The following is a 24,528-nucleotide window of genomic DNA, read 5'->3' on the forward strand; positions in this document are numbered from 1 at the left end:
TGGCTGTCCCGCGGAGGAAAAGGTCGAGCCCCGGGCGGCAACCCGGGGCTCATGCGGATGGATGGAACAGTTTGGCGGAACTCAGCTGCCGGACTTGCGCCGGAACTGGCGCTTCTGCTTGTCGTTGTGCGCGTCGCCGACGCCCTGCCCCCGCACTCCGGATCCCGGATGCGAGTGCTTCCCGGCGTTCTTCTTCTCGAGCGCTTCCCGAAACTTCTTCTGCAGATCGTCCGCCGGCTCGCTGGACTTGTCGCTCATACCGTCTCCTTCACAAACCGTAGGCGTACGGACCCCACGCTAACCGAGGGTGAGTGCTACCCGCGAGTGGATTCCAGCTCGCGGATATCCCCGGCGGTCGATCGGGCGCCGCTGTTAGGTTCGACGTACGTCGAGGGAGGGACACGGAATGCTGGTCAGCAACGAGGCACTGCTCGGGATCGCGCTGGTCGAGCTGGGCCTGGTGATCGTGCCGGGACCGAACATGATCTACCTGATCTCCCGCTCGATCGCCCAGGGCCGCCGCGCGGGCCTGATCTCGCTGGCAGGCGTCGGGCTCGGCTTCCTCACGTACTTGCTCGCGGCAAGCGCCGGCCTCGCGACCCTCTTCGCGCTGGTCCCTGAGATCTACGTCGCACTGAAACTGGCCGGCGCGGCGTACCTGCTCTGGCTCGCCTGGAACGCATTCCGTCCCGGCGGTACGTCGGTCTTCGCCACCCAGGAACTCGAGCCGGACCGCCCGCGCAAGCTGTTCGGCATGGGCCTGCTCACCTGCCTGCTGAACCCGAAGATCGCGATCCTCTACATCTCGCTGCTCCCCCAGTTCCTCGATCCTTCCCGCGGTCACCTCGGCCTGCAGAGCCTGATCCTCGGCCTCACCCAGCTCGCGGTCGGTGTCGCCATGAACGCCGTCTTCGTGATCACCGCCGGCTCGGTCGCCGTGTTCCTCGCCCGCCGCCCGACCTGGATGCGCATCCACCGCTACCTCACCGGCACCGCCCTGGCGGTCTTCGCGATCCGCCTCGCCACCGACCGCGCCCGCCCCCTCGCAACCCACTGAGAACTGTCCGACCCGCCGACTAGCCTCGTCCGGGATGAACGACTTCGTTGTCGCGTCCGTCCATCGGCTCGTCGCCGCCTGGAGCACCGCGCCGGTCGCCACCCTCGTCCGCGACCGCGGCCTGCCCGCGATCACCCGCGAGTACCTGCTCGACACGTTCGCCTGGCAAGACGCGGAGGATGCCACGCGTGCGCTGACCAAGCACTTCGCCGGCGCCCGCTTCGCCGACGAAGTCGAGTACGGCGTACTCCTCGTCCCGGATCCCTCGAAGCTCGATACCCGCGGCCCGTTGCTGGATGAGGTCCGCCCGACGCCGTCACCCGATGTGTTCGACGAACGTCTGCCCGCCGGGGTCGCGCTGCCGGGCGATCGCCCGTGGCAGCTCGTGGTGACCGTGATCGGGTCGTACGGACCGTCGCTCGGCAGCTACAACGACGTGATCGCCTCGGACGACTTCATCGTCGACGGACAGGACACCCGGCAGTGGATGACCCGTCAGGTCTGGGGTGCGCGAGTGCTGCAATGCGGGGCGACCCCTCCGGACTGCGAGGACAACGAGCGGTGGACGTTCACGCTGTTCCCCGGTGAGGAACTCGTCGACGGGCAGGCCGAGTCCGGGACAGTGCTGAAGGGCAAGGTCCGGTTCCGGCTGGGCAAGCCGGACCGCGGTATCGGGTCGGCGCGGGTCGCCCCTGCAGTGCTCGTCTAAATCGTGTGCGGCGCTATTGGCGCTCCCGGATACTTCTGGGCGTGATGCATGAGGGGCAACTGGATGTGACGGTCGAGCTGGTCGAAGGGCTCGTCAAGGAGCAGTTCCGGGAGTGGAGCGGGCTCGCTGTTCGCGCCGTACCGTCGCACGGAACCGTCAACGCGTTGTTCCGGATCGGCGATGAACTGGTCGCCCGGTTCCCGATCCTGCCGGGTGATGCAGCGACGGTGCAGCAGGAGCTCGAGGACGAGGCGGATGCCGCGCAACAGTTGCACGCGATGTCGCCGTACCCGACTCCGGAGCCGATCGCGATCGGTGCGCCAGGCTCGGGTTATCCGCTGCCGTGGGCGGTGCAGACCTGGGTGAACGGGACGATCGCGTACGACGCCGACGTCGCCGGGTCGACCGGCTTCGCCGAGGATCTCGCGCGGTTCGTGCTGGCGCTGCGGGCGCAGCCGACCGAGGGGCGGGTGTTCACGGGCTCGTGGCGTGGCGGGGTGCTGACCTCGCAGGACGAGTACGTCGCGGACGGGCTGGAGCGCAGCCGCGGGATGATCGACGTGGACGAGCTCGCCCGGTTGTGGGCCGACCTGCGGACGACACCGCGCACCGAACCGGACGCTTGGACGCATCGCGATCTGATGCCGGGCAACCTGCTCGCGAAGGACGGCCGCCTGGCCGGCGTCATCGACGTCGGCACCTTCACGGTCTCGGACCCCGCGATGGACCTACAGCCCGCGTGGAACCTCCTCGATCCCACCGCCCGCTCGGCCTTCCGCGTTGCGCTCGGCAGTGACGAGGCCGAGTGGCGCCGCGGCATGGGCTGGTCGTTCGCCCAGGCCATCGGATGCCTCTGGTACTACGTCGAGACCAACCCGGTCATGTCCCGCACCGCGCACCACACCCTGACCGCACTGCTCAAATCGCCCTAGCGACGAACACCCATTCTTTCCCGGGCCGATCCGGCGCCTCCCGTACGTCGTCGACCACGAACCCGGCCGCGACCAGCGACTCCTCGACCTCGTCCCGCTCGCGGAACCGCAGGGTGGACTGCGATGTGAGTACGGCGCCGTCCGACGAGAACACGTACGTGCCCTGGAAGGAAACGAACGGCAGCTCCACCGAGAGCAGATCGCCCCACGCCTCGACCGTCTCGCCGCCCGCAACCTCCCGCACCTGATGGGTACGCTCGCGCGTCCACTCCTCCCACTGGCGCCGCGCCGGATCCCGCGTCTCGAACACGAACCTCCCCCGTGGTTCCAACGCGGCCCGCACCCCACGCACCGTCGCCGCCCACTCCTCGTCCGTCAGGAACACCTGCGCCACGTTCCCCGTCATCAGCGCAAGGTCCACCTGCAACGGCGGCAACGACGTGGCATCCCCATGGATCCACCGCACCCGGTCCGCAAACTCCTTGCCCCGAGCAACCTCCAGCGAAGCCCCCGCCGGATCCACCCCGACGACATCCACCCCGCTACTGGCGAGCAGACAGGCCAACTCGCCCGTCCCGCACCCCACATCCAGCACCTTTGCCGCGCCGAACTCCCCGACGATCGCCGCGTAGTGCTCCAGATCCCCCCGATCCGGATCCAGCGCGTCATAAACCGCCGCCAACCGAGGCTCCCCGAACAAAGCGTCAACCATGCCCGCGACCGTAACCCGCTGCCCTCGGTCCATCCACTGTTTTTGTACCTAAGAACAGGAAGTACATGTCTACGTATAGCCGCCGCCACGCCTGACCGGACGCCGCGGCGCCCTCGAATCGGGCACACCTCCTGTCCTTAGCGCACACCCTCACGAGGTCGCTCCGGTGTACCGCCGCAACCCCGCGCGCCAAGCTAGCGCCGCTAGCGCGGCTGCGCCGGCTGCCGCCCCGACGGCGGCGAGTAGCACGCCGAGCTGTGGTCCGCGGAGTAGTGCGGTTGACGGGACGCTTGCGATGAGCGCCATCGGGAAGACGTAGGTGAGGAGGATGCGAAGCGGGCGGGCGAAGACGTCCGTCGGGTAGCGGCCGAGTTGCCAGGCCGAGTGGTAGAAGACGTCCAACTGCAGCTTCGGCGCCCAGAACGCCAAGCAGGCCAGCAGCACGCTCAACGCCCAGGTCACCACCGTCCCCGCCATGACCAGCACCAACCAACTCATCACCCCGGCAGCACCCGGCGATCGATCAGCGACCCCGATCCCCCAGGCCAGCACGCCGACCCCAAGGACAACCTGGATCAGTTGCAGCGGCGACGACAACGACAGGCTGGACAGGAACAAACTCGGAGCCGGCTGCAACAAGTAGCCGTCCAGCTTCCCCTCGCGGATCCCGGTCTCGGGGAACCACGACAGGTTCGGGTCGATGAACGTCGTCCGCAGGCCGGTGATCAGCTGATACGTGCCGATCAGGACCAGGAACTCCGCCTTTGACCAGCCCGCCAGCGTGTCGGCCCGGGTGAACACGATCAGCACGGCTGCAATCGCCGTACCCAGACCTGTGAACGCGAGCAGCACGTCGAAGACGAGGTTGACGCGGAAGGCCACGCTCCGGCGCAGGGACATCGAGAAGCCGGCCGCCAGCAAACGAAGAAGCTTCACGAGCCCACCGCCGTGTACCGACGGATGCCAACTCTCCACAGGACCATGACCACGCCAACCAGCCCGACAATCCACATCAGCTGATAGACGAGCAATCCACCGCCCCGCGTCCCGGCGGCGATCTCGGCCGGCAAACCGCTCATCCCGTAGAACGGCAGCACCTCCGCAACCCGCCGCAACCCGTCCGGCAGCAACCCGATCGGCGCCGCCGTACCGCCGAACAGGAACACCAACTGGCTCCCGAACCCCACCACCGCATGCACCCGATCCGTCCAGAACGCCGTCAACGACAGCAGGAACGTCCACAGGAAAACGAGCACCGCGGCCAGCACGAGGTACGGCGTACTCCGCACCACCGCCCACCAGTCGAACCCGACCTGCAACGCGATCCCGGTGAGCAGCACGATCGGTGCCCCGAGCAACGTCAACCAGGCCCGGATCGCGAGATTCATGCCGATCACGCCGACCACCACCGGCTGCGGGCGGAGCAGTTCGTGGCTGAGCGTCCCGTTGTAGATCCGTTCGGAAAACGTGTGCTGCTCGAACGACTCGGTCATCAGCGTCACCAGGATGACCGCGACGTAGTACCGCGCGATCGCCGGATCGTCCGGATAGACCGCGGACCACACGAACAACCCGATCAGCGGTGCGACCACGGCCTGCACCACGAGCGTCAGCAGGAACCACCACGCGCCGGACCACTCCAGCACCTCCTGACGGAGCCGGAATCCCAGCAGTACTGCGGTTCTCATCGCAGCCCCTCGCGGTACGCCTGGTCGATGACCTTCTCCAGCGGCGGCTCCTCCACCGCGAGGTCCACGACCTCCAACGCCTGCAGCAAACGGCCCGTCGTACCTGCGACCTCGTCCCGCGGCACCCGGAGAACCCATCGCCCGTCCGCCTTGTCGACCACCTCACCAAACGACGAAGGGTCGCCTTGCGTCGAGATCCGGATCAGCTTGTACGGCGACAGGCGCGCGGACAGTTCCGCGAGCGGACCGTCGTACTGGACCTTGCCCTTGTCGATCAGGATCAGGCGCGGGCACAGGGACGCGACGTCGGCCATGTAGTGGCTGGTCAGGAGTACGGTCGCGCCGGTCTGCTCGACGTACTCCTGCACGAACTCGCGGATCTGGCTCGCGGCAGTGACGTCGAGGCCGATCGTTGGCTCGTCGAGGAACAGCACCTCGGGGTGGTAGATCAGCGCCATCGCCAGCCCGACCCGCATCCGCTCGCCGAGGCTGAGTGCGCGGAGTTGCCGCTCGAGCAGCGGTTCGAGCTCGAGGAGCGCTTCGAGGTCGGCCAGGGTACGGCGGAATGTGGTGCGCGGGACGTCGTACAGCAGGCGCTGGTACTCAAGGGAGTCCATCACGGTCAGCTCCTGTGAACCGCCGACCGGTTGGCTGCCGCGAACGAACGCGATCCGCTTGAGAAAGGCGGAGCGGCGTTGCCAGGGGACTGTGCCGAGGACCTGGACCGCGCCGCTGGTCGGGTGGAGGATCCCGGAGAGGATCTTCATCGTCGTGGTCTTGCCGGCGCCGTTCGGGCCGATGAACCCCGCGACCTCACCCGGGGCGATCGTGAACGACACCTCGTCGAGGGCCTGGACGGTTTTGTACTCGCGGCGTACCAGCGAACCGAACGCCGCCCGCAGCCCGCCTTTGCGAACCGGAGCCTTGTAGGACATCGAGAGGTTTTCCACCTCGACTGCAGTCATGGTGACGACCGTTGCAGGAAAAGACGCCAGCTTCTGGCTTGTTTTCCTGAGATAGTCGGAGGATGCGTGCCGAACGGCTCCTCCGACTGCTGCTGCACCTGCAGACCCGCGGTCAGTCGACGGTCGCGCAACTGTCTGCCGCCCTCGATGTCTCGCCGCGCACGATCCAGCGCGACCTGGACGCATTGAGCCTTGCCGGCGTCCCGGTGTACTCAATCCGCGGGCGAGCCGGTGGGTGGACGCTGCTGCCGGACTACCGCAGCCGGCTGACCGGGCTGACGCCGTCGGAGGTCATGTCGGTGTTCGTCGGCGCGACCGCCCACGTGCTCGCCGACCTCGGCCTCGACGCCTCCAGCGAACTCGCCGTCACCAAGCTGATCGCATCACTTCCCGAAGGCACGCGCCGCGAGGCCGAGTACGCCCGCCAACGCCTCCTGATCGACCACGCCGGCTGGGACGACCGCCGCGAAACCCCGCGCTGGCTGGACCTCTGCCGCCAAGCCCTCTGGGAAGAACGCCGCCTCGAAATCACGTACGGCGAAGCCACCGACGGAGATCGGCGTGGGACGTTCGCGATCTCGCCTCTCGGGCTGGTCGCCAAGGCGCGCACCTGGTACCTGGTCGCCGCCCGCACCGACGGTCGCCTCCGCACCTACCGCCTGTCCCGCCTGACCTCGGCCGAGCTCACCAACGACATCTTCACCCGACCCGCCGACTTCGACCTGGCCGACTACTGGGCCCAGTCCCAGCGCGAGTTCCAGGCCTCGCGCCCGTCGTACCCGATCGTCCTGAAAGTCCGCGACCACGCCATCCGCCGCTTCCGCCCGACCGCCCCGATGCTCCCCGCCGACGACAACTGGTGGATCATCCACACCGACCTCGAAAACCCCCACGAAGCCCAAGCCGCCGTCCTGGCCCAGGCCGGCGCCGCCCAAGTCATAGCCCCACCCGAACTAATCACCCTCGTCCACAACGCCGCCCACGAAATCGCAAACGCCCACTAATGCACCTTCGGGAGGGTGAGGATTTCAGGGCCGTTGTCGGTGATGGCGATGGTGTGTTCGGTGTGGGCGGTGCGGCAGCCGGTGATGCTGCGGAGGGTCCAGCCGTCGTCGTCGGTGACGAGTTCGGCGGTGTCCTGCATGACCCACGGTTCGAGGGCGAGCAGCAGGCCGGGGCGGAGTTTGTAGCCGCGGCCGGGGCGGCCCGTGTTCGAGACGTGCGGGTCCTGGTGCATCGTCGAGCCGATGCCGTGACCGCCGAACTCGGTGTTGATCGGGTACCCGGCCGCGCCGAGCACGGTCCCGATCGCCCGCGAGATGTCGCCGATTCGGGCCCCGGGAACAGCGGCCGCGATCCCCTCGGCCAGTGCACGTTCGGTCGTGCTGATCATCGCGACGTCCTCGGGGGCCTTGGATTCGCCCACGATGAAGCTGATCGCCGCGTCTGCCGCGATCCCTCCCAGGGAGACGGCGAGATCAAGCGTCAGCAGGTCACCGTCGGCGAGTTGGTAGTCGGACGGCTTTCCGTGCAGTACGGCGTCGTTGACCGCCGTACAGATGTAGTGACCGAACGGCCCACGTCCGAACGACGCCTCGTAATCGACGTAGCAGGACTGCCCTCCGGCCTCGGCGATCAAGCCCTTCGTCCACTGGTTGATGTCCAGCAGGTTCGTGCCGACCGAGGTCCGGCTCTTCAGCGTCTGCAGAATCCCACCGACCAGGGCGCCCGATTCTTTCGCTTGGGCCAGTTGGCGGGGGTCCAGGATCTCGATCATGCGCGGCCTCTCGTGTCCATCCAATAACTATACCGGCCATATTATCCCGGTACTATCATCGGATCATGGTCCGGCTGCCGCTCACCCCCGCGGAGGTCGAGCGCGGCGAGCGCCTCGGCACCCTACTTCGCCGCGCCCGGGGCGATCGCTCGATGCTCCAGACCGCCCTCGACGCCGGCGTCTCCCCCGAGACCCTCCGCAAGATCGAGTCCGGCCGCGTAGCCACCCCGGCCTTCCCCACCATCGCCGCCATAGCCGACGTCCTCGGCCTCTCCCTCGACACCTTGTGGACCGAGGTCAACCAGACCGAACCGAAGAGACTGGTCTCCTAGACCGTCAATCTTCGCGGATCACGACGGCGAAGAAGCCGCTGCACCAGAAAGCGAAGAAGTCCTCTCCCTCCGCCACGCGGTAGCTGATGTTCTCCAACTGGTCCGCAGCGACGTCCCTGACGGAGATCACATCCAAATGCGCGGGAACGAAGGGGGGCCAGGACACCTGGAGGTCGACCACCTCCAAGAACGTCACCTCCAGCCGTGACCAGCCGTCCACCGACTCGGTGGTCAGGCGCACCGTCTGCCCGGACTGCTCGTGGCGGACCACGAAGCTCCGCAGGATCGGTATATCGATCGTCCGTAGGCGCGACCAGCCCACGGCGTCGTTGGTCACCGTCTCCATCATCCGAGGAACCTCCGAACGAACACCACCGGGCCTACCAGGGCTTTCCTTCTGTCACGAGGGCTGGGTTGGGGCGAGTGTCGTAGTACCGGAGCCAGTTTGGGACGACGCGGATGATCGAGAAACCGTCGGCGAGGGCGCGCGATCCCGGGAATTGGGCGAGATAGATCTGCCCGAAGGCATCCCGGTCGGGTCCTGACAGGATCTCTGCCGATCCTTCGACCTGAACGGACACACCGTCGTCCCAGCCGACCACCAGGGCGGCGCGTGCGCTGGCACGGAGGTTGTCGACCTTGCGCGTCGCGGTGTACGAGTCGAACAGCACGTCGCCCTCGTCTGTGACGGCGAGGCCGACCAGCGCGGCTTCCGGGTTGCCGCCGCCGTCGACAGTCGCGACAACACCCTGCCGCGCCATGCGCACGAACGCGACGAACTCTTCACGCCTCATCGGGTCCGTTCCTCCATGCCGTCAGACTCCCACCTGGCGATCAATTCTGCCTCCAGAACCGGATCGTCCGTCCATCGATCTCGACCGAGACCACAACCTGGTCCGTCATACGGTTCTGTCCACGAACGAGGACAGAGCGTCGGACAGCAGGTGGCCGAGCGCTCCTGACTTCGGTCACGTGGGCTAGTTCCTGAGCCAGGCAGCTCCGGCCCGACCGCGGACCGCCAGCACTGACCAAGCCGCTGTCCGGAACGTCCGTCGCGCTGAATCGAGCGTCGGCCGAATGTCCAGAGCCCGGTTGGTCAGTGGCGCAGGTCCGGCGTACCGACCAACGGGTAGTAGTTCCCAACTGTCGGCCAACGACTGCGTCGGCACGCGGCGCGGATCACCGCTGGACGAACCACTACCCGTCCATCGGTACACCCCGGCGCTGCCGGACGCCCAGGCCATCACAATCGGCCGGCATCCGTGGTCCAAGGCGTGCAACACGGTGGAAGGATTCAGCTGTGATGGGCTGGCGGTCCGCCGTGACTGACGGGGTGCGCGAACCAGCCTGCTGCGCCGGAGGCGCCAGATGGCAGTCGTCGCCGGAGGCGGTGTCCTTTAGACGTTGAAGCGGAATTCCACTACGTCGCCGTCTTGCATGGTGTAGTCCTTGCCCTCCATGCGGACCTTGCCGGCGGAGCGGGCGGCGTTCATGGAGCCGGCTTCGATGAGGTCGTCGAAGGAGACGATCTCGGCCTTGATGAAGCCGCGCTGGAAGTCGGTGTGGATGACACCGGCGGCCTCGGGGGCGGTGGCGCCGCGCTTGATGGTCCAGGCGCGGGACTCCTTGGGACCGGCGGTCAGGTACGTCTGCAACCCGAGCGTGTCGAACCCGACGCGCGCCAGTACGTCGAGACCGGGCTGGTCGATGCCCATCTCGGCGAGCATCTCGCGGGCCTCGTCCTCGTCGCCGAGCTCGACCAGTTCGGCCTCGAACTTCGCGTCGAGGAAGATCGCCTCGGCCGGCGCGACCAGGTCCCGCATCTTCTGCTTGAGGTCCTCGTCGGCGAGCTCGTCGGAGTCGCAGTTGAAGACGTACAGGTACGGCTTGGCGGTCATCAGCATCAGCTCGCGGATCGCGTCCCGGTCCACGCCGGTGGCGATGATCGGCGTACCCGCCTCGAGGTGCTTCTGCGCCTCGCGCACCGCCTCCAGGACGACCGCCGACTCCTTCTTCAGCCGGGCTTCCTTCTCCAGCCGCGGGATCGCCTTCTCGACGGTCTGCAGGTCGGCGAGGATCAGCTCGGTCTGGATCGTGGAGATGTCGTCGGCCGGCGAGACCTTGCCGTCGACGTGCGTGACGTCGTCGTCGCGGAACACCCGGGTGACCTGGCAGATCGCGTCCGACTCGCGGATGTGGCTGAGGAACTTGTTGCCCAGGCCCTCACCCTCCGACGCGCCGCGCACGATGCCGGCGATGTCGACGAACTGCACGGTGGCGGGAATCACCTTCTGCGAGCTGAACAGCTCGGCGAGCTTCCCCAGCCGCGGGTCCGGGACACCGACCACTCCGACATTCGGCTCGATGGTCGCGAACGGGTAGTTCGCGGCGAGTACGTCGTTCTTGGTCAGCGCATTGAACAGGGTGGACTTGCCCGCGTTCGGGAGCCCGACGATTCCGATGGTGAGTGCCACGGGAGGCAAGGTTACGCGGGTACCCCCGCCGTACCCCAATCCGTCAGATCAGGAAGGCGTCGAGTTCGGCGCCGTACCAGCGGGCGGTGCGGCCGATCGGGCGCATGCCGAGGCGGTTGCAGACGGCCAGCGACGCGACGTTGTCCGGGCGGACGACCGCGTAGATCTGCCCGATCCCGGCCTTGAACCCGCGCTCGATCGCCCCCCGCGCCGACTCGGTCGCCAGGCCCCGGCCCCACGCGTCGGGATGGAAATGCCAGCCGACCTCGACCTCGCCGCGGCCCGCGGTACCGTCCGTCGGGTCGGGCAGCGGGGCCAGGAGTACGGTGCCCGCGATCGTCCCGGTGGCACGTTCCTCCACGGCCCAGACGCCGTACGGCGCCTCGCGGCTCCGCTCGTTCCACCGCATGATCGCCTTCGACGCCGCACCGCGATCGGTCATCACCCGGGGCTCCGCGCCCAGCCAGCGGGACACCTCCCAGCGCCGGTAGATGTCGAAGACGCGGTCGCCATCCGGGTCCGCCCAGTCACGCACCACGAGCCGGTCGGTCTCGAAAACCACCATGCTCCCCACCTCCCAAGGCTGTTCCTAAATGTCCGAACCAGGCGATCGCAAGCAACGTCTCCATCCTGTGACCACTTGGACGGATCGGATCGGGATTCCCTCACGCTTCGTGTTCGGATGCCTGCAATTCCTGCGTTTCGGGTGGCTGGAGGTGGTGTCGTGCCTGTTCCCGGGGTTCCTGTTCGCGGGTCTGGCGATCTCGAAGTACGTCCACCTGCCGATCGCGCGGTACGACGCCCTGCTGATCTACTGCCTCGGCCTGACGCTGCTGTTCTGGGTGGTGCGGCTGGAGACCTGGCGTGAGGTCGCGGTGATCTTCGGGTTCCACCTGGTCGGGCTCGGGCTGGAACTGTTCAAGGTCCGGGTCGGTTCGTGGCAGTACCCGGGCGACGCGGTGACGAAGTTCGCCGGGGTGCCGCTGTTCGCCGGGTTCATGTACGCCGCGGTCGGCAGCTACCTGTGTCAGGCCTGGCGCCGGTTCGACCTCCGGGTGAGCAACTACCGGCCGATCCTGACCACGGTCTTCGCGATGCTGATCTACGCGAACTTCTTCACCCATCAGTGGATCCCCGACCTGCGGATCCCGATCGCGCTCGGTCTGCTCGTCGTGTTGCGCCGTACCTGGGTCTTCTTCACGGTCGGCGTACGGCGCTACCGGATGCCGCTGACGTTGTCGTTCGCGTTGATCGGATTCTTCCTGTGGATCGCGGAGAACTTCGGCACGTTCCTCGACGCGTGGAACTATCCGGACCAGGTGAGTGTGTGGCGGCTCGTGCATCCGGCGAAGTTCGGCGCGTGGTCGTTGCTGGTGAGCATGAGTTTCGTGCTGGTCGCGAGCGTGAAGTCGCTGGAGGGCCGGCTGTACCACCGCGGCGGAACCGCAACAGTCGAGACATCACCGCAACACGGCAAGGCCAACCAAGCTGAGAGGTAAGGCGTCTTCAGAAGTGTGAGGGCGCCTGAGGGGGCGCTGGGGAACCGCCTTAGCTGCAAGGGGAAAGTCATGTCCCGAAAGTTCGCCGCGTTCGTCGCGACCGGGGTGGCGCTGGCCGTCGTCGTCGGTTCGTTGCTGGTCCTGGCGCTCGGGCACGAACGGCAACCACGACCGGCCGCCGCCACCACGCAGAGCACGACGACACCGGCACCGACGCCCACCGAGACACCGACGCTGAACGCACCGCCGTCGACGCCGCGCAAGCCGGCGCCGAACCCGACCGCAGAATTTGCCTCCGGCAACAAAAAGGTGCTGTTCCTCAGTTTCGACGACGGGCCGGACCCGGTCTGGACACCGAAGGTCCTGCAGATCCTGAAGAAGTACGGTGCGCACGCGACGTTCTTCGAGCTCGGCTCGATGCAGACCGCGCACCCCGGGCTGCGCGAGCAGGTGCTTGCCGCCGGCCACACGATCGGCAGCCACTCGATCACGCACCCGCAGCTGACCGCGGTCTCACCGGCGAAGCGGCACCACGAGATCTTCGACGGACCCGAGTCGACCTGCTTCCGGCCGCCGTACGGCGCCTCGAACCCGAAGGTCCGCGCCGACATCAAGGCAGCCGGCATGGTCCAGGTGCTGTGGGACGTCGACCCGCGCGACTGGGCCCGCCCGGGCACGAACGCGATCGTGCACAACATCCTCACCCACGCGCACAACCACAACATCATCCTGATGCACGACGGCGGCGGCAACCGTGCCCAGACCGTCGCCGCCCTCGACAAGGTCCTCCCGCTCCTGAAGGCCCAGGGCTACACCTTCCCCGCGATGAACTGCTGACGCCAGGCGCTCCAGGCAGCACACTGAGCCATGGATGCTTCCCGGGAGCTGCACCGCCTGACCAGTGGGTACCAGGTTTCTCAAGCGGTGCATGTCGCCGCCAGGCTCGGCATCAGCGACGTACTCGCCGAAGGCCCGAAGAGTCTCGCCCAGCTCGCCGATTCCACCGGAACGGACGCCGGGGCGTTGGCGCGCCTCATGCACGCGCTGGCCGCGCTCGGGCTGTACGCCGCCGACAACGGCGAGTACACCAACACCGAGCTCGGTGCGGCCTTGCGGACCGACGTACCGCGCTCGGTCGCGGGCTGGGCCCGCTTCATCGGCACGGGTTCCCACTGGCAGGCGTACGCCGGTTTGGAGGACAGCATCCGGACAGGTGAGACGGCGTTCCCGGCAGTCCACGGCGAGGCGGTGTGGGAGTACCGCGCCAAGCATCCAGCGGAGCAAGCGGCCTTCGACGCGGCCATGACCTCCATGTCGGAGACGGTGGCCGACGCGGTCGTCGACGCCTACGACTTCAGCCGGTTCGGGACGCTGGTCGACGTCGGGGGCGGGCGTGGCCGCCTGCTGATCGGCATCTTGTCGCGGTATCCATCGGTTCGCGGCGTGCTGTTCGACCAGCCTGACGTGGTCGCGGGCGCACACGACCAACTCTCCGCAGCGGGCCTGTCGGACCGTTGTCTCGTGGTCGGCGGCAACTTCTTCGACGCTGTGCCCGAAGGTGACGCGCACCTGCTGAAGGCGGTGATCCACGACTGGGCGGACGCCGAGTCGATCGAGATCCTGCGCACGTGCCGGAGGTCGATGCCTGACCACGGCCGTCTCCTGCTGGTGGAGCAATTGCTGGACGAGTCGCCGGATCCCGTGCGTACGGCGTTCTCGGACCTCAACATGCTCGTGATGACCGGCGGCCGCGAGCGGACGACGGACGAGTATCGCGCTCTGCTCGCCGCAGCCGATCTCGACCTCGTGGCCACGGTTCCCACCGCCGGCCCGACGTTCGTCCTCGAGGCGGCACCCCGGACCTAGGCGTGGTTCGCAGAAACTGTCGGTGGGGTTCGGCACTATCTGTGACATGACCGGTACGACGGTGTTGCTGATCCTGCTCTTCCTCGTGGTGGGGCTGTTGCTGGGGGCTGTGTTCGGCGTGCTGTGGGTGCGCGGACGGGACGGTGCTGCGTTGGCGCGGATCACGGCCGAGCGGGATGCGGCCGAGGATCGGGTGGTCGAGCTGACGCAGGAGCGGACGAGCGTCGGCCAGCAGATGGGCGGGCAGGCTGTCGTCAAGGAAGCGCTGGATCGCCTGCACGCGCAGCTGAATCAGCTCGAGCAGGGCCGCGCGGCGTGGCAGAGCCAGCTGCATCAGCAGGTGAACGAGGTGCGGATGAGCGGCGAGGCGTTGCGCCGCGAGACTGCCTCGTTGTCGACCGCGTTGCGCAAGCCGCAGGTGCGTGGCCGGTGGGGCGAGCTGCATCTGCGTCGCACCGTCGAGCTCGCCGGAATGGTTGCCCACTGCGACTTCACCGAGCAGACGACGACCGTTGCCGAGGACGGCATCCTGCGGCCGGACCTCGTGGTGAGGCTTGCCGAGGGCAAGAATATCGTCGTCGACTCGAAGGTGCCGCTGGCCGCGTTCCTCGATGCAAGCGAGTCCGACGACGCGGAGGTCCGCGAGGACCGGTTGCGGGCGCACGCGCGGCACCTGCGGACCCATGTGGATCAGTTGGCGGCGAAGGCGTACTGGACGCGGCTGTCGCCGTCGCCCGAGTTCGTCATCCTCTTCGTGCCGGGCGAGTCGTTCCTGTCGGCTGCGCTCGACGTCGAGCCTTCCCTGCTCGAGTACGCCGCTGAACGCCGGGTGATCCTCGCGACGCCGACCACGCTGATCGCTACGTTGCGCGCAGCGGCGTACGCGTGGAATCAGTCGGCGTTGACCGAGTCCGCGCAACAGGTCTTCGAGCTCGGCCGGGAGCTGTACGAGCGACTCGGCACGATGGGCGATCACCTCGGCCGCGTCGGGCGCTCGCTCACGTCGGCGGTCGAGGCCTACAACGGGACGGTCGGGTCGTTCGAGCGCCGGGTCTTCATCACAGCACGCAAGCTCCGCGACCTCCATGTCACCGAGTCCGAACTGACCGCGATGGAGTCGATCGAAGCGTCCGTGCGTCCGCTCACGGCACCCGAGTTCGTCGCCCTGGACGAGTCCCCGACCACGAGGCGCTGGCCCCCGTCACAGGCCGGCTGAATGTTCCGGAAGGTGATCGTCCGGAACCCTCGCTACTGTCCTTGCCATGGACAACGCACCACTCACCGAACCGCCGGTCGCCGGGCCCGAGGCCGACACGTTGCTGGGGGCGCTCGAGCGCAACCGGCGGACCTTCGCCTGGAAGTGCGCCGGCCTGGACTCGGCCGGCCTGAACAAGCAGCACCCGCCGTCGACCGTGACGCTCGGCGGGCTGCTCAAGCACCTGGCGCTGGTCGAGGACGAGTACTTCACCCGCCGGCTCCTTGGCAAGGAGCTCGGCGCGCCCTGGGACGCGGTCGACTGGGACGCGGACCCCGACTGGGAGTGGCACAGCGCGGCGGACGATTCGCCCGAGGAACTGATGCAGCTGTGGCAGGCAGCCGTCGAGCGCTCGCGCGCTACGGTCGCCGAGGTGCTCGCTAACGGCGGCGTGGACCAACTAGCGCAATGGAAGAGCCGTGCCGGCCAGTCCCCCAACCTGCGCCACATCCTCGTCGACCTGATCGAGGAATACGCCCGCCACACCGGCCATGCCGACCTCATCCGCGAATCCATCGACGGTCTCACCGGCGAAGACGCACCGCGGTAGCTGTCGGAAAGCCGACAGTAGTGAGGTGTTGACAGTCGGTGTCCTTCTCGCGAAACGATGAGAGCGCTCTCTCAGGCGTACGTGAGGAGAAATGATGCGATTCAGAACCAGAGTGCTGGGTGTCGTCGCGGCTGCGGTGGCTGTGGCCGGCGTGCTGTCGGCGGCCCCGGAGCGGTCGGCCGACGCAGCCGTACCGGCGACGATTCCGCTGACGATCACGAACAACTCGGGTCGTGGCGACCCGGTCTACATCTACAACCTGGGCACGAACCTGGCCACCGGGCAGCAGGGCTGGGCCGACGCCTCGGGCACGTTCCACGCCTGGCCGGCCGGCGGCAACCCGCCGACCCCGGCGCCTGACGCGTCTATTGCCGGACCCGCCAACGGGCAGTCCGTCACGATCCAGATGCCGAAGTTCTCCGGCCGCGTCTACTTCTCCTACGGCCAGAAGCTCGTCTTCAAGCTCACCACGGGCGGCCTCGTGCAACCCGCCGTACAGAACCCGAGCGATCCGAACCGGAACATCCTGTTCCACTGGTCGGAGTACACGCTCAACGACAGCGGCCTGTGGATCAACAGCACGCAGGTCGACATGGTCTCGGCGCCGTACGCCGTGAGCGTGAAGGCCGGGGACGGTTCCACGAAGACCACCGGCCACCTCAAGCCCGGCGGCTACAACGCCGTGTATGACGGTCTCCGCAACGCTCCCCGGGGTTGGGGCGGCCTGATCCAGACGGCGCCCGACGGCTCGGTCCTGCGCGCGCTCTCCCCGCTGTTCGGCGTCGAGACCGGGGCGATCCCGGCGAGCGTGATGGACGACTACATCAACCGCGTGTGGTCGAAGTACAGCTCGGAGACCCTGACGGTCACGCCGTTCGGCGACCAGCCGGACACCAAGTACTTCGGCCGCGTGTCCGGCGGCGTCATGAACTTCACGAACAGCTCCGGTGCGGTCGTCACGTCGTTCCAGAAGCCCGACTCGGCCAGCGTGTTCGGCTGCTTCAAGTTGCTCGACGCACCGAACGACCAGGTCCGCGGGCCGATCTCCCGCACCCTCTGCGCCGGCTACAACCGCTCCACGCTACTGACGAACCCCAACCAGCCGGACGCGAACGACGCGAACTTCTACCAGGACGCGGTCACCAACCAGTACTCGAAGATCATCCACTCCCAGATGGCCGACGGCCACGCGTACGGGTTCGCCTTCGACGACGTCGGCAACCACGAGGCGCTCGTCCACGACGGGAACCCGCAGCAGGCCGGACTGATCCTCGATCCGTTCAACTGACCCTTGACTCCTGAGTCCGTTAGTGGCAACTTACCGTTCGTGGGAACTTACGGATCACTCGAAGCTGCCGGACCGGTGCTGGACGCGCTCGGCGACCCGACGCGCCGGGTGATCCTCGAGACGCTGCGTACTGGCGGGCCGTGCTCGGTCGGTGTACTGGCCGAGCGCGTGCCCGTCAGCCGGCCCGCGATCTCGCAGCACCTGAAGGTGCTCGGCGCGGTCGGTCTGGTGCAGCACGAGTCGCGCGGGACCCGGAACATCTACCGGGTCCATCAGGCGGGTCTCGGCGAGCTGCGCAGCTGGCTCGACCAGTTCTGGGGCGACGCGTTGCAGGCGTACGCCGACCACGTCCGGCGGACCGAGGAGGAACGGAAATGACTGTGGAACAAGACATCTCGCCGTTGGTGAAGACCGTCGTCGTACCTGTCGGGGTCGACCGGGCGTTCGAGGCGTTCACCGCGGAGACGTCGGCGTGGTGGCCGCTGTTCAGCCACTCGGTCGGCGCGGCGGCGGCGAACGCGGTCCGGCTGGAGGGCGCCGTCGGCGGACGCATTGTCGAGTACGGCGCGGACGGCGAGATCGCCACCTGGGGCACCCTGTCGGACTGGGATCCGCCGAAGTCGCTGAGCTTCAGCTGGCACCCCGGCCAGGATCCGTCGGAAGCCGGGCAGGTCACGGTGACGTTCGACGCCACGGACGGTGGCACACAGGTCCAGCTCGTGCACTCCGGCTGGGAGAACCGCGGCGACGGCGGCCGGGCCCGCCTCAGCTACGACACGGGTTGGGACTACGTGCTGGGCAAGTACGTCGAACACGCCCGATAGTTGGTGAATGGCGAATCCTCCTGTTGACGCGCGTGCCCTGGAAGCATCGCTGCGGCCGCATGGTGAATCGGTCATGCTGCCGCGGGCGGCGTACGTCGATCCGGAGGTGCTCGCCTGGGAGCGCCGGCACTTCTTCGCCGGCACCTGGACGTGCCTCGGCCGCGTCGACGAACTGTCGGACGGTACGACGTACCGCGAGGTGACCGTCGGCGACATCGCGACCGTCATCACGTTCGGCGACGTACCGCGGGCGTTCGCGAACACGTGCCGGCATCGCGGTCACGAGCTGCTCCGGCGGGACGAGACGAGCGACCGGCGAGCCGTGGTGTGCCCGTACCACGGGTGGTCGTACGAGCTCGACGGGTCGGTAAAGGCGGCCCCGCGGATGGGCGAGTCCTTCGACACGTCGCCGTACGGGCTCGTCGAACTGCCGGTCGAGGTGTGGCACGGCTGGCTGTTCGTGAATGCGACCGGTACGGCGGCGTCGTTCGAGGAGCATGTCGGCGGGATCACCGACCTCGTCGCGCCGTACGCGCCGGAGACCCTTGTGCTGAAGGCGCGGCATGCGTACGACGTGGCGGCGAACTGGAAAACGATCGTGGAGAACTACCACGAGTGCTACCACTGCCCGCTGATCCATCCCGAGCTGTGCAAGGTGTCACCGCCGACCTCGGGCGACAACTGGAACCTGCCCGGCGCGTGGGTCGGCGGGCTGATGGACCTGCGACCGGACGCCGAGACGATGTCGCTCGACGGCCGGTCGCTCGGGGTCCCGATCGCTGGCGTCGACCCGCGGCAGGTCAACTACCTCGGCCTGTTTCCGAACCTGCTGATCTCGCTGCACCCCGACTACGTGATGACCCATCGCCTCGAGCCGCGCGCACCGGGCCTGACTGCGATCGAGTGCTCCTGGTACTTCCGGCCCGAGGTGACGGACCCGTCGTACGCCGTGGAGTTCTGGGACATCACGAACCGCGAGGACTGGGCCGCCTGCGAGTCGGTCCAACGCGGCGCCGAGTCCCCGCACTTCCGCCCCGGCCCACTGGCGCCCGCCGAGGACGCCGTCTACCAGTGGGTGACCATGCTCGCCCGCGGCTACCTCGGCAAATCCCTCAGTAGCCCAGCGTGAAGCGGCGGCCGTTGTGGGCGGGGGTTTCCGCCTCGTTGATCAGGGCTACCGCGTAGTCCTCGGCGGAGATGTGGTCGCCGACGGGCTCGTCCTGGCCCAGGCGGAAGACGCCGGTGCGCTCGCCGGGGGCGATCACGAAGGCCGGGGACAGCATCGTCCAGGTCACGTCGCTCGCGCGCAGGTTCTCGAGCGCCTGCGAGACGGTCAGCGACTCGTTCTTGTACTCGGCCGGGAACTCCGGGCCGTCCACCACCCGGTTGCCGTTGACAACCAGGCTGCCGGCGCCGCCGACCACGAACAGCCGGGTCGCCGTCCCCCGCACCGCGGAGATCAGGTTGTCGACCGCGTCCAGGTACTCCTGGTGGTCGCCGCCGGTCCGGCTCGGCCCGATCGCCGCGACCAGCACGTCCGAGTCCGCCGCCAGCTCCTTGGCCGCCGCGACGTCGTTCGCGCTCCCCTGCACCGCGCGGACGCCGTCCGGCAGCTGACCGCCGGAGCGCGTCACGCCGGCCACCTCATGCCCGCGACTCACCGCCTCGGCCACCACCCGGCTGCCGACCATCCCACTCGCGCCGAACACCGCGATCTTCATCTCTGCTCCTTGTCTGTTGACCTGACCTCGACGGTATCCATTGGTAACTGGCTACTTCAACGTGCTATAAGTACCTTGTGGTAACCAAAGGCAACGCCTTCGACCCGAACTGCCCGACCCGCACGATCCTGGACCGGATCGGCGACAAGTGGACGGTGCTCGTCGTGCTGAGCCTGCGCAGCGGCCCGCTCCGCTTCACCGAGCTCCGCGACGGCATCGGCCGGGTCGCACCCAAGGTCCTCACCCAGACCCTGCGCCGGATGGAGCGCGACGGCCTGATCACCCGCGAGATCTTCCCGGAGATCCCACCGCGGGTCGTCTACACCCTGACCCCGATGGGCGGGTCCCTGATCGAGCCGATCAGCGTGATCACCGACTGGGCCGAAACCCACGTGCCCGCAATCACCAAAGCCCAGGCGGCGTACGACGAATTCGCCTGAGATCATCCTGCTCACCGCGCTCAACCTTTCCAGCGGGTCACGCCATCTCAAGGCTGACCGAGGTGAGCGAGATGGGGGTTTGGAATGGATCCAGGACGCGACCACGAATTCGCCGAATTCGTGGACGGGCGGTTCACCGCGCTGCAGAGGTTCGGCTACCTGCTGACCGGTGAATGGCACCTGGCCGAGGACCTGGTGCAAACCGCACTGACGAAGGTGTGGTTCCACCGGAACTCGTTGCGCAGCAGCAGCGCGCTGGAGAGCTATACGCGGACCGTGATGGTGAACACCAGCACGCAGTGGTGGCGCCGGAAGTGGCGTGGGGAAACGCCGACCGAGCAGTTGCCGGAGCCGCCGGCACGCGAGCAGTACGGCTCGGTCGACGACCGTGACCTGTTGCTGCGGGCACTCGCCGGACTCCCCCGCAGGACGCGCGCGACGCTGGTCCTGCGGTACTTCGAGGACCTTCCGGAGGCCGAGATCGCGCAGATCATGGGCTGCTCGGTCGGCACCGTGAAGTCGAACGTCTCACGCGGACTGGCCAAACTCCGCGAGCACCACCTGGTCACGACCGTTTCCGCTCCGGCCCAGAAGGAGGGCTGACCCATGACCGATGATCTCAAGCAGCAGTTCGAGCGCCTCGTCGCGGACCCGCCGCCGCCCAGTGCGGTGCCGAGTGAGTCCGTGTTCGCCCGGGTCAGGACGGCCCGGCGCCGTCGTACCGCCGGCGCACTGACCCTGGCCGCGGCCGCGGTGGTCGCCGTCGCCGTTGCCGCGGGCAACCTCACTGACATCAACAGCAGCCCGCCCGTCACCAACACCCCGAGTGCACCGGTGACGATCGTCACCGGTCCGCCGACCAGTAGTACGTCGACGACGCCACCGACCTCGACCGGCGCGACCAGCACCACGACCGGGACGACGACCGGCACGACGACAACGGGAGGCACCAAGACCACGCCTCCGCCGGTTCGGCCGATTGCGGTCGACGTCGTACTCAAGCCGACCGTCACCGGCCGCACGGTCTCGGTAAAGGTGACGCTCTCCGGCACCGTCATCGTTCCCACGGTCGACGGACGGAACCTGCCCGCCGACACCTCGTTCCTCAACCTCTCCGGAGGAACCAACTACTACTGGGGCGACGGCGCGCAGGGCGGTTCGGACGGCGGTTCGCCAGGGTGTGGAGGCACGACGCGGAAGACCGGTCGCGAGACGTACTCGATCGAGACGCACACCTACGCGCAGCCGGGCACGTACGCACTGCGCTACGAAGTGCGGTACTGCAACGCCAAGAACAGCGCGTTCACGATCACCAAGACCGCGAAGGTGACGGTCAGATAGTCCAGGCGTGGTCGGAGGTGCCGGTGGTGGGGAGGCCGGCGGCCTTCAGGTCGGTGCGGAGGTCGCGGGGGAGGGCGAACGTCAGGCTCTCCTCCGCGGTCGTGACTTCCTGTACGTCGCCGTACCCGCGCTCGGCCAGGAAGCGCAGGACGTCGCGGACCAGCACCTCCGGCACGCTCGCGCCGCTACTGACACCGACCGAGCCGACGCCGTCCAGCCAGGCCTCGTCGATCTCGTCGGCGTAGTCGACCAGGTAACCGGCCTTCGCGCCGTGCTCGACCGCGACCTCGACCAGGCGCACCGAGTTCGACGAGTTCCGGGAACCGACCACGATCATCAGGTCGGCCTCCGGGGCCAGCTTCTTGACCGCGGCCTGGCGGTTCTGGGTGGCGTAGCAGATGTCGTCGCTCGGCGGGTCCTGCAGGTGCGGGAACCGCTCGCGCAGGCGCCGTACCGTCTCCATCGTCTCGTCGACCGACAGCGTGGTCTGGGACAGCCAGACGACCTTCTCGGGATCACGGACAGTGACGTTCGGTACGTCGTCCGGACCGTCGACGAGCGTCACGTGCTCCGGGGCCTCGCCGGAGGTTCCGATGACCTCCTCGTGGCCCTCGTGGCCGATCAGCAGGATGTCGTAGTCGGTCGCGGCGAACCGCTTCGCCTCGTGGTGCACCTTGGTGACCAGCGGGCAGGTCGCGTCGATGGTCTTCAACTGCCGCGCGGCCGCCTCCTCGTGCACCACCGGGGCGACACCGTGCGCGGAGAAGATGACCGTCTCACCCTCGGGCACCTCGTCGGTCTCGTCGACGAAGATCGCACCACGCTTCTGCAGCGTCTGTACGACGTACTTGTTGTGCACGATCTCCTTGCGCACGTAGACCGGCGGCCCGTACAGGTCGAGCGCCTTCTCCACCGCCACCACGGCCCGGTCGACACCCGCGCAGTACCCACGGGGCGCCGCAAGCAGCACCCGCTTCGTCTTCGTCGCGGTCGTCGCACCGGTGTCGTCAGGCTGAGAAGTCACATCACCCATGGTACGGGCCGTGATTTGTGAGCAGGGTCACTGGGGAGCCGTCCGCCCTATCCGGACGGCTCCTCCGCGGGAGGTGTACCTGCTGTTCAAGAATCGCCTGGAAACTCTTTGTGTGCAAAGGGTTTTCGGACCCACTCCCGCAGTACGCCGAAATGCCGATCGGTCAGGCCGACCCGCGCGTCGACCGGAAGGATCAATGCCTCCGGGAAGCGGTCTCGCTCGATCTCCCCCACCTCGTCGTCAACCCACGCGAACGGACGATCGCCGACCCAGTCCGCGACGTACGGCGCCTTCCAGGAACCCCGGCGTACCGGCGTGCGATCGGGCCAGAGGATCGTCGGCAGCTCAGGCAGACCGAGTAATGGCCCGAGCAGGCGATTGGCGCCGTGCTCCCAACTACTGGCCCACACCAGGTCGAAACTGTCCGCGAGCGCGTTGAGCTCCGCCCCGTGCAGCGGATTGAGCAGAACCCGCCAGGTCTTCGCACCTTCAGTGATCTCGCGCCGCTCGTACCCCGGCGGGACCCCCTCGGCCTGATGCGGGTTGAGCGGACCGTCGAAATCCAGCAGCAGGAGTGGGCGCATTACTCAACGTTAGGGAATGTCGGTGTGGGGTCGTAGGGTCTGGGGGTGGCTTTGGAGACCTCGCCGGAAGCGCCTGCGGCCGTGCGGACGATCGCGAACGGGATCGCGAGCTGGATCAATCAGCTCGGTGCCGTGTGGGTCGAGGGGCAGCTGACGGACGTCTCGATCGGGCGCGGTACGACGACGGTCTTCGGCACGCTGCGCGACACCGACGCGGACATCTCGTTGCGGTTCACCTGCAACCGGCGGGTGTTCGAGGCGGTCGAGGTCCGCGACGGCTCGCGGGTGCTGGTGCACGCCAAGCCGAACTTCTTCGCCCGCCGCGGCACGCTCGCGCTCGCAGTCAACGAGATCCGCCACGTCGGGATCGGTGAGCTGCTGGCCCGGATCGAGCGGCTCAAGCAACTGCTCGCGGCCGAGGGCCTGTTCGAGCCGTACCGGAAGAAGAAGCTGCCGTTCCTTCCGCACACGATCGGGCTGATCTGCGGGCGGGACTCGGCGGCCGAGCGCGACGTACTGGAGAACGCGAAGCGGCGCTGGCCGGCGGTCGCGTTCCGGATCGAGTACGCGTCGGTGCAGGGCCCGTCGGCGGCCGGCGAGGTGATGACCGCGCTGCGGAAGTTGGACGCGGACGACTCGGTCGAGGTGATCGTGATCGCACGCGGCGGCGGGTCGCTGGAGGATCTGCTGCCGTTCTCCGACGAGGGCCTGATCCGGGCGGTGTCGAAGACGGGTACGCCGGTGGTGAGCGCGATCGGGCACGAGCCGGACTCGCCGCTGCTCGACCTGGTCGCGGACCTCCGGGCGTCGACACCGACCGACGCGGCGAAGCGGATCGTGCCGGACGTCCGCGAAGAACTCGACGGCGTGCGGCAGTTGCGCGAGCGCGGCCTCCGGGCGATCCGGTCCTGGCTGGATCGCGAGGCGCACGCGCTGGCGGCGATCCGCTCGCGGCCGGCACTCGCGGCGCCGGTGTCAGACTTGCAGCGGCGGTCCGACGAGATCAACGCGCTGGTCGAGCGCAATCGGCGGACGCTCACGCATCGACTCGACCGGGCGAGCGACGACCTCGCGCACCGGTTGGCGAGCGTGCGCGCGTTGTCCCCGAAGGCGACGCTGGAGCGCGGGTACTCCGTGCTGCAGTTGGCCGACGGCACCGCCGTACGGGAAGTGGCGCAGGTGGCGCCGGGTGACCTGCTGCAGGCGCGGGTCAGTGACGGCCGCTTCGCGGTCGAAGTCAAGTCCGAGGAGGACAAGTGAGCGGCGACCGACCGGAGATGACCTACGAGCAGGCCCGCGAGGAGCTCGTCGACGTGGTCCGCAAACTCGAAGCCGGCGGCACCAGCCTCGAGGAATCCCTCGCACTGTGGGAACGCGGCGAAGAACTCGCCGGCACCTGCCAACGCTGGCTGGACGGCGCCCGCGAACGCCTCACCAAGGCCCAGGCTGCCCACGAAGAGAAGACCGACTGACCACCGCCG

At 67.9% G+C, this 24,528-nt stretch carries 32 protein-coding genes; 19 read left to right on the forward strand and 13 right to left on the reverse strand.

Annotation, left to right across the window (positions count from 1 at the left end; translation table 11 throughout):
* Window positions 1-81: 81 nt before the first annotated feature.
* Entirely contained in the window at window positions 82-258 is a 177-nt protein-coding gene (locus tag EV649_RS40785) for a DUF5302 domain-containing protein (RefSeq protein ID WP_157996243.1), read from the reverse strand.
* Between the two features lie 148 nt (window positions 259-406).
* Between EV649_RS40785 and EV649_RS15185 the strand changes: the two genes are divergently transcribed.
* The 3 genes from EV649_RS15185 to EV649_RS15195 are packed head-to-tail and all read left to right on the forward strand — an operon-like array spanning window position 407 to window position 2,698.
* Window positions 407-1,057, forward strand: a complete 651-nt coding sequence (locus EV649_RS15185; protein ID WP_198682509.1) for a LysE family translocator — start codon at window positions 407-409, stop codon at window positions 1,055-1,057.
* A 34-nt stretch (window positions 1,058-1,091) separates the two neighbouring features.
* Window positions 1,092-1,766 carry a hypothetical protein gene (locus EV649_RS15190; RefSeq protein ID WP_130384091.1) on the forward strand — a complete coding sequence of 225 codons (675 nt, stop codon included), beginning with the start codon at window positions 1,092-1,094 and terminating at the stop codon, window positions 1,764-1,766.
* 44 nt (window positions 1,767-1,810) lie between these two features.
* Window positions 1,811-2,698 carry an aminoglycoside phosphotransferase family protein gene (locus tag EV649_RS15195; protein WP_130385037.1) on the forward strand — a complete coding sequence of 296 codons (888 nt, stop codon included), beginning with the start codon at window positions 1,811-1,813 and terminating at the stop codon, window positions 2,696-2,698.
* Here EV649_RS15195 and EV649_RS15200 read toward each other — a convergent pair.
* The 4 genes from EV649_RS15200 to EV649_RS15215 form a co-directional block, all read right to left on the reverse strand.
* Entirely contained in the window at window positions 2,685-3,410 is a 726-nt protein-coding gene (locus EV649_RS15200; RefSeq protein ID WP_130384092.1) for a class I SAM-dependent methyltransferase, read from the reverse strand. The two genes, EV649_RS15195 and EV649_RS15200, sit on opposite strands and share 14 nt — an antisense overlap.
* Window positions 3,411-3,560: 150 nt before the next feature.
* The gene (locus EV649_RS15205; protein ID WP_241998229.1) at window positions 3,561-4,346 is read right to left on the reverse strand and encodes an ABC-2 family transporter protein; all 786 of its coding nucleotides are present in this window, start codon (window positions 4,344-4,346) and stop codon (window positions 3,561-3,563) included.
* On the reverse strand, window positions 4,343-5,098 hold the full coding sequence (locus tag EV649_RS15210; RefSeq protein WP_130384093.1) for an ABC-2 family transporter protein: 756 nt from the start codon (window positions 5,096-5,098) through the stop codon (window positions 4,343-4,345). Before EV649_RS15210 ends, EV649_RS15205 begins: the two co-directional genes overlap by 4 nt.
* The gene (locus EV649_RS15215; protein WP_241998230.1) at window positions 5,095-6,063 is read right to left on the reverse strand and encodes an ATP-binding cassette domain-containing protein; all 969 of its coding nucleotides are present in this window, start codon (window positions 6,061-6,063) and stop codon (window positions 5,095-5,097) included. Before EV649_RS15215 ends, EV649_RS15210 begins: the two co-directional genes overlap by 4 nt.
* 62 nt (window positions 6,064-6,125) lie before the next feature.
* Here EV649_RS15215 and EV649_RS15220 point away from each other — a divergent pair, with 62 nt between their 5' ends.
* Entirely contained in the window at window positions 6,126-7,067 is a 942-nt protein-coding gene (locus tag EV649_RS15220) for a WYL domain-containing protein (RefSeq protein WP_130384094.1), read from the forward strand.
* Here the strand turns inward: EV649_RS15220 and map are convergent.
* Window positions 7,064-7,840, reverse strand: coding sequence for a type I methionyl aminopeptidase (map, locus tag EV649_RS15225; protein WP_130384095.1), 777 nt, complete (start codon window positions 7,838-7,840; stop codon window positions 7,064-7,066). The two genes, EV649_RS15220 and map, sit on opposite strands and share 4 nt — an antisense overlap.
* A 65-nt stretch (window positions 7,841-7,905) precedes the next feature.
* Here map and EV649_RS15230 point away from each other — a divergent pair, with 65 nt between their 5' ends.
* Window positions 7,906-8,172 (forward strand): helix-turn-helix transcriptional regulator, encoded by a 267-nt coding sequence (locus EV649_RS15230; protein WP_130384096.1) that lies wholly within the window; start codon window positions 7,906-7,908, stop codon window positions 8,170-8,172.
* 4 nt (window positions 8,173-8,176) lie between these two features.
* Here EV649_RS15230 and EV649_RS15235 read toward each other — a convergent pair whose 3' ends face one another.
* The 4 genes from EV649_RS15235 to EV649_RS15250 form a co-directional block, all read right to left on the reverse strand.
* Window positions 8,177-8,521: a hypothetical protein gene (locus EV649_RS15235; RefSeq protein WP_130384097.1), complete on the reverse strand. Its 345-nt coding sequence runs from the start codon at window positions 8,519-8,521 to the stop codon at window positions 8,177-8,179.
* 31 nt (window positions 8,522-8,552) lie between these two features.
* Complete coding sequence (locus EV649_RS15240; RefSeq protein ID WP_130384098.1) at window positions 8,553-8,966, reverse strand: pyridoxamine 5'-phosphate oxidase family protein; 414 nt, start codon at window positions 8,964-8,966, stop codon at window positions 8,553-8,555.
* Between the two features lie 603 nt (window positions 8,967-9,569).
* The gene (gene ychF / locus EV649_RS15245; protein ID WP_130384099.1) at window positions 9,570-10,646 is read right to left on the reverse strand and encodes a redox-regulated ATPase YchF; all 1,077 of its coding nucleotides are present in this window, start codon (window positions 10,644-10,646) and stop codon (window positions 9,570-9,572) included.
* Window positions 10,647-10,689: 43 nt separating this feature from the next.
* A complete protein-coding gene (locus EV649_RS15250) occupies window positions 10,690-11,211 on the reverse strand; it encodes a GNAT family N-acetyltransferase (RefSeq protein ID WP_130384100.1) in 522 nt (173 codons plus the stop codon).
* Between the two features lie 67 nt (window positions 11,212-11,278).
* Between EV649_RS15250 and EV649_RS15255 the strand changes: the two genes are divergently transcribed.
* The 9 genes from EV649_RS15255 (at window position 11,279) to EV649_RS15295 (ending at window position 19,057) form a co-directional block, all read left to right on the forward strand.
* Window positions 11,279-12,145: a DUF817 domain-containing protein gene (locus EV649_RS15255; protein WP_241998232.1), complete on the forward strand. Its 867-nt coding sequence runs from the start codon at window positions 11,279-11,281 to the stop codon at window positions 12,143-12,145.
* A gap of 69 nt (window positions 12,146-12,214) precedes the next feature.
* Window positions 12,215-12,982, forward strand: a complete 768-nt coding sequence (locus EV649_RS15260) for a polysaccharide deacetylase family protein (protein ID WP_130384101.1) — start codon at window positions 12,215-12,217, stop codon at window positions 12,980-12,982.
* A 30-nt stretch (window positions 12,983-13,012) separates the two neighbouring features.
* Entirely contained in the window at window positions 13,013-14,011 is a 999-nt protein-coding gene (locus tag EV649_RS15265) for a methyltransferase (RefSeq protein WP_130384102.1), read from the forward strand.
* Window positions 14,012-14,057: 46 nt separating this feature from the next.
* Window positions 14,058-15,227 carry a DNA recombination protein RmuC gene (locus EV649_RS15270; protein WP_130384103.1) on the forward strand — a complete coding sequence of 390 codons (1,170 nt, stop codon included), beginning with the start codon at window positions 14,058-14,060 and terminating at the stop codon, window positions 15,225-15,227.
* 46 nt (window positions 15,228-15,273) lie between these two features.
* On the forward strand, window positions 15,274-15,816 hold the full coding sequence (locus EV649_RS15275) for a DinB family protein (protein WP_130384104.1): 543 nt from the start codon (window positions 15,274-15,276) through the stop codon (window positions 15,814-15,816).
* Window positions 15,817-15,907: 91 nt separating this feature from the next.
* A complete protein-coding gene (locus tag EV649_RS15280) occupies window positions 15,908-17,104 on the forward strand; it encodes a glycoside hydrolase family 64 protein (RefSeq protein ID WP_241998234.1) in 1,197 nt (398 codons plus the stop codon).
* A gap of 39 nt (window positions 17,105-17,143) precedes the next feature.
* On the forward strand, window positions 17,144-17,482 hold the full coding sequence (locus tag EV649_RS15285; RefSeq protein ID WP_198682511.1) for a metalloregulator ArsR/SmtB family transcription factor: 339 nt from the start codon (window positions 17,144-17,146) through the stop codon (window positions 17,480-17,482).
* The gene (locus tag EV649_RS15290; protein ID WP_130384107.1) at window positions 17,479-17,928 is read left to right on the forward strand and encodes an SRPBCC domain-containing protein; all 450 of its coding nucleotides are present in this window, start codon (window positions 17,479-17,481) and stop codon (window positions 17,926-17,928) included. The genes EV649_RS15285 and EV649_RS15290 overlap by 4 nt, the downstream gene beginning before the upstream one ends.
* A 7-nt stretch (window positions 17,929-17,935) precedes the next feature.
* Window positions 17,936-19,057: an aromatic ring-hydroxylating dioxygenase subunit alpha gene (locus EV649_RS15295; protein ID WP_130384108.1), complete on the forward strand. Its 1,122-nt coding sequence runs from the start codon at window positions 17,936-17,938 to the stop codon at window positions 19,055-19,057.
* On the opposite strand, the gene EV649_RS15300 is transcribed toward EV649_RS15295, so the two are convergent.
* Window positions 19,041-19,649 carry an NAD(P)H-binding protein gene (locus EV649_RS15300; protein WP_130384109.1) on the reverse strand — a complete coding sequence of 203 codons (609 nt, stop codon included), beginning with the start codon at window positions 19,647-19,649 and terminating at the stop codon, window positions 19,041-19,043. The two genes, EV649_RS15295 and EV649_RS15300, sit on opposite strands and share 17 nt — an antisense overlap.
* Before the next feature lie 77 nt (window positions 19,650-19,726).
* Between EV649_RS15300 and EV649_RS15305 the strand changes: the two genes are divergently transcribed.
* The 3 genes from EV649_RS15305 (at window position 19,727) to EV649_RS15315 (ending at window position 21,430) form a co-directional block, all read left to right on the forward strand.
* Window positions 19,727-20,089 carry a helix-turn-helix domain-containing protein gene (locus EV649_RS15305; RefSeq protein ID WP_130384110.1) on the forward strand — a complete coding sequence of 121 codons (363 nt, stop codon included), beginning with the start codon at window positions 19,727-19,729 and terminating at the stop codon, window positions 20,087-20,089.
* 84 nt (window positions 20,090-20,173) lie between these two features.
* Window positions 20,174-20,692 (forward strand): SigE family RNA polymerase sigma factor, encoded by a 519-nt coding sequence (locus EV649_RS15310; RefSeq protein WP_130384111.1) that lies wholly within the window; start codon window positions 20,174-20,176, stop codon window positions 20,690-20,692.
* Window positions 20,693-20,695: 3 nt separating this feature from the next.
* A complete protein-coding gene (locus EV649_RS15315) occupies window positions 20,696-21,430 on the forward strand; it encodes a hypothetical protein (protein WP_130384112.1) in 735 nt (244 codons plus the stop codon).
* Here EV649_RS15315 and EV649_RS15320 read toward each other — a convergent pair.
* Together EV649_RS15320 and EV649_RS15325 are read right to left on the reverse strand one after the other, a co-directional pair.
* Window positions 21,423-22,463, reverse strand: a complete 1,041-nt coding sequence (locus EV649_RS15320; protein ID WP_130384113.1) for a 4-hydroxy-3-methylbut-2-enyl diphosphate reductase — start codon at window positions 22,461-22,463, stop codon at window positions 21,423-21,425. The two genes, EV649_RS15315 and EV649_RS15320, sit on opposite strands and share 8 nt — an antisense overlap.
* An 86-nt stretch (window positions 22,464-22,549) precedes the next feature.
* Window positions 22,550-23,047, reverse strand: coding sequence for an HAD domain-containing protein (locus EV649_RS15325; RefSeq protein WP_130384114.1), 498 nt, complete (start codon window positions 23,045-23,047; stop codon window positions 22,550-22,552).
* Between the two features lie 45 nt (window positions 23,048-23,092).
* Between EV649_RS15325 and xseA the strand changes: the two genes are divergently transcribed.
* Together xseA and EV649_RS15335 are read left to right on the forward strand one after the other, a co-directional pair.
* On the forward strand, window positions 23,093-24,307 hold the full coding sequence (xseA, locus tag EV649_RS15330) for an exodeoxyribonuclease VII large subunit (RefSeq protein WP_130384115.1): 1,215 nt from the start codon (window positions 23,093-23,095) through the stop codon (window positions 24,305-24,307).
* A gap of 17 nt (window positions 24,308-24,324) precedes the next feature.
* On the forward strand, window positions 24,325-24,519 hold the full coding sequence (locus tag EV649_RS15335; protein ID WP_130385041.1) for an exodeoxyribonuclease VII small subunit: 195 nt from the start codon (window positions 24,325-24,327) through the stop codon (window positions 24,517-24,519).
* Window positions 24,520-24,528 lie beyond the last annotated feature (9 nt).

Origin of the sequence: Kribbella sp. VKM Ac-2569 (genome assembly GCF_004216905.1) — a bacterium.
Lineage (GTDB): Bacteria > Actinomycetota > Actinomycetes > Propionibacteriales > Kribbellaceae > Kribbella.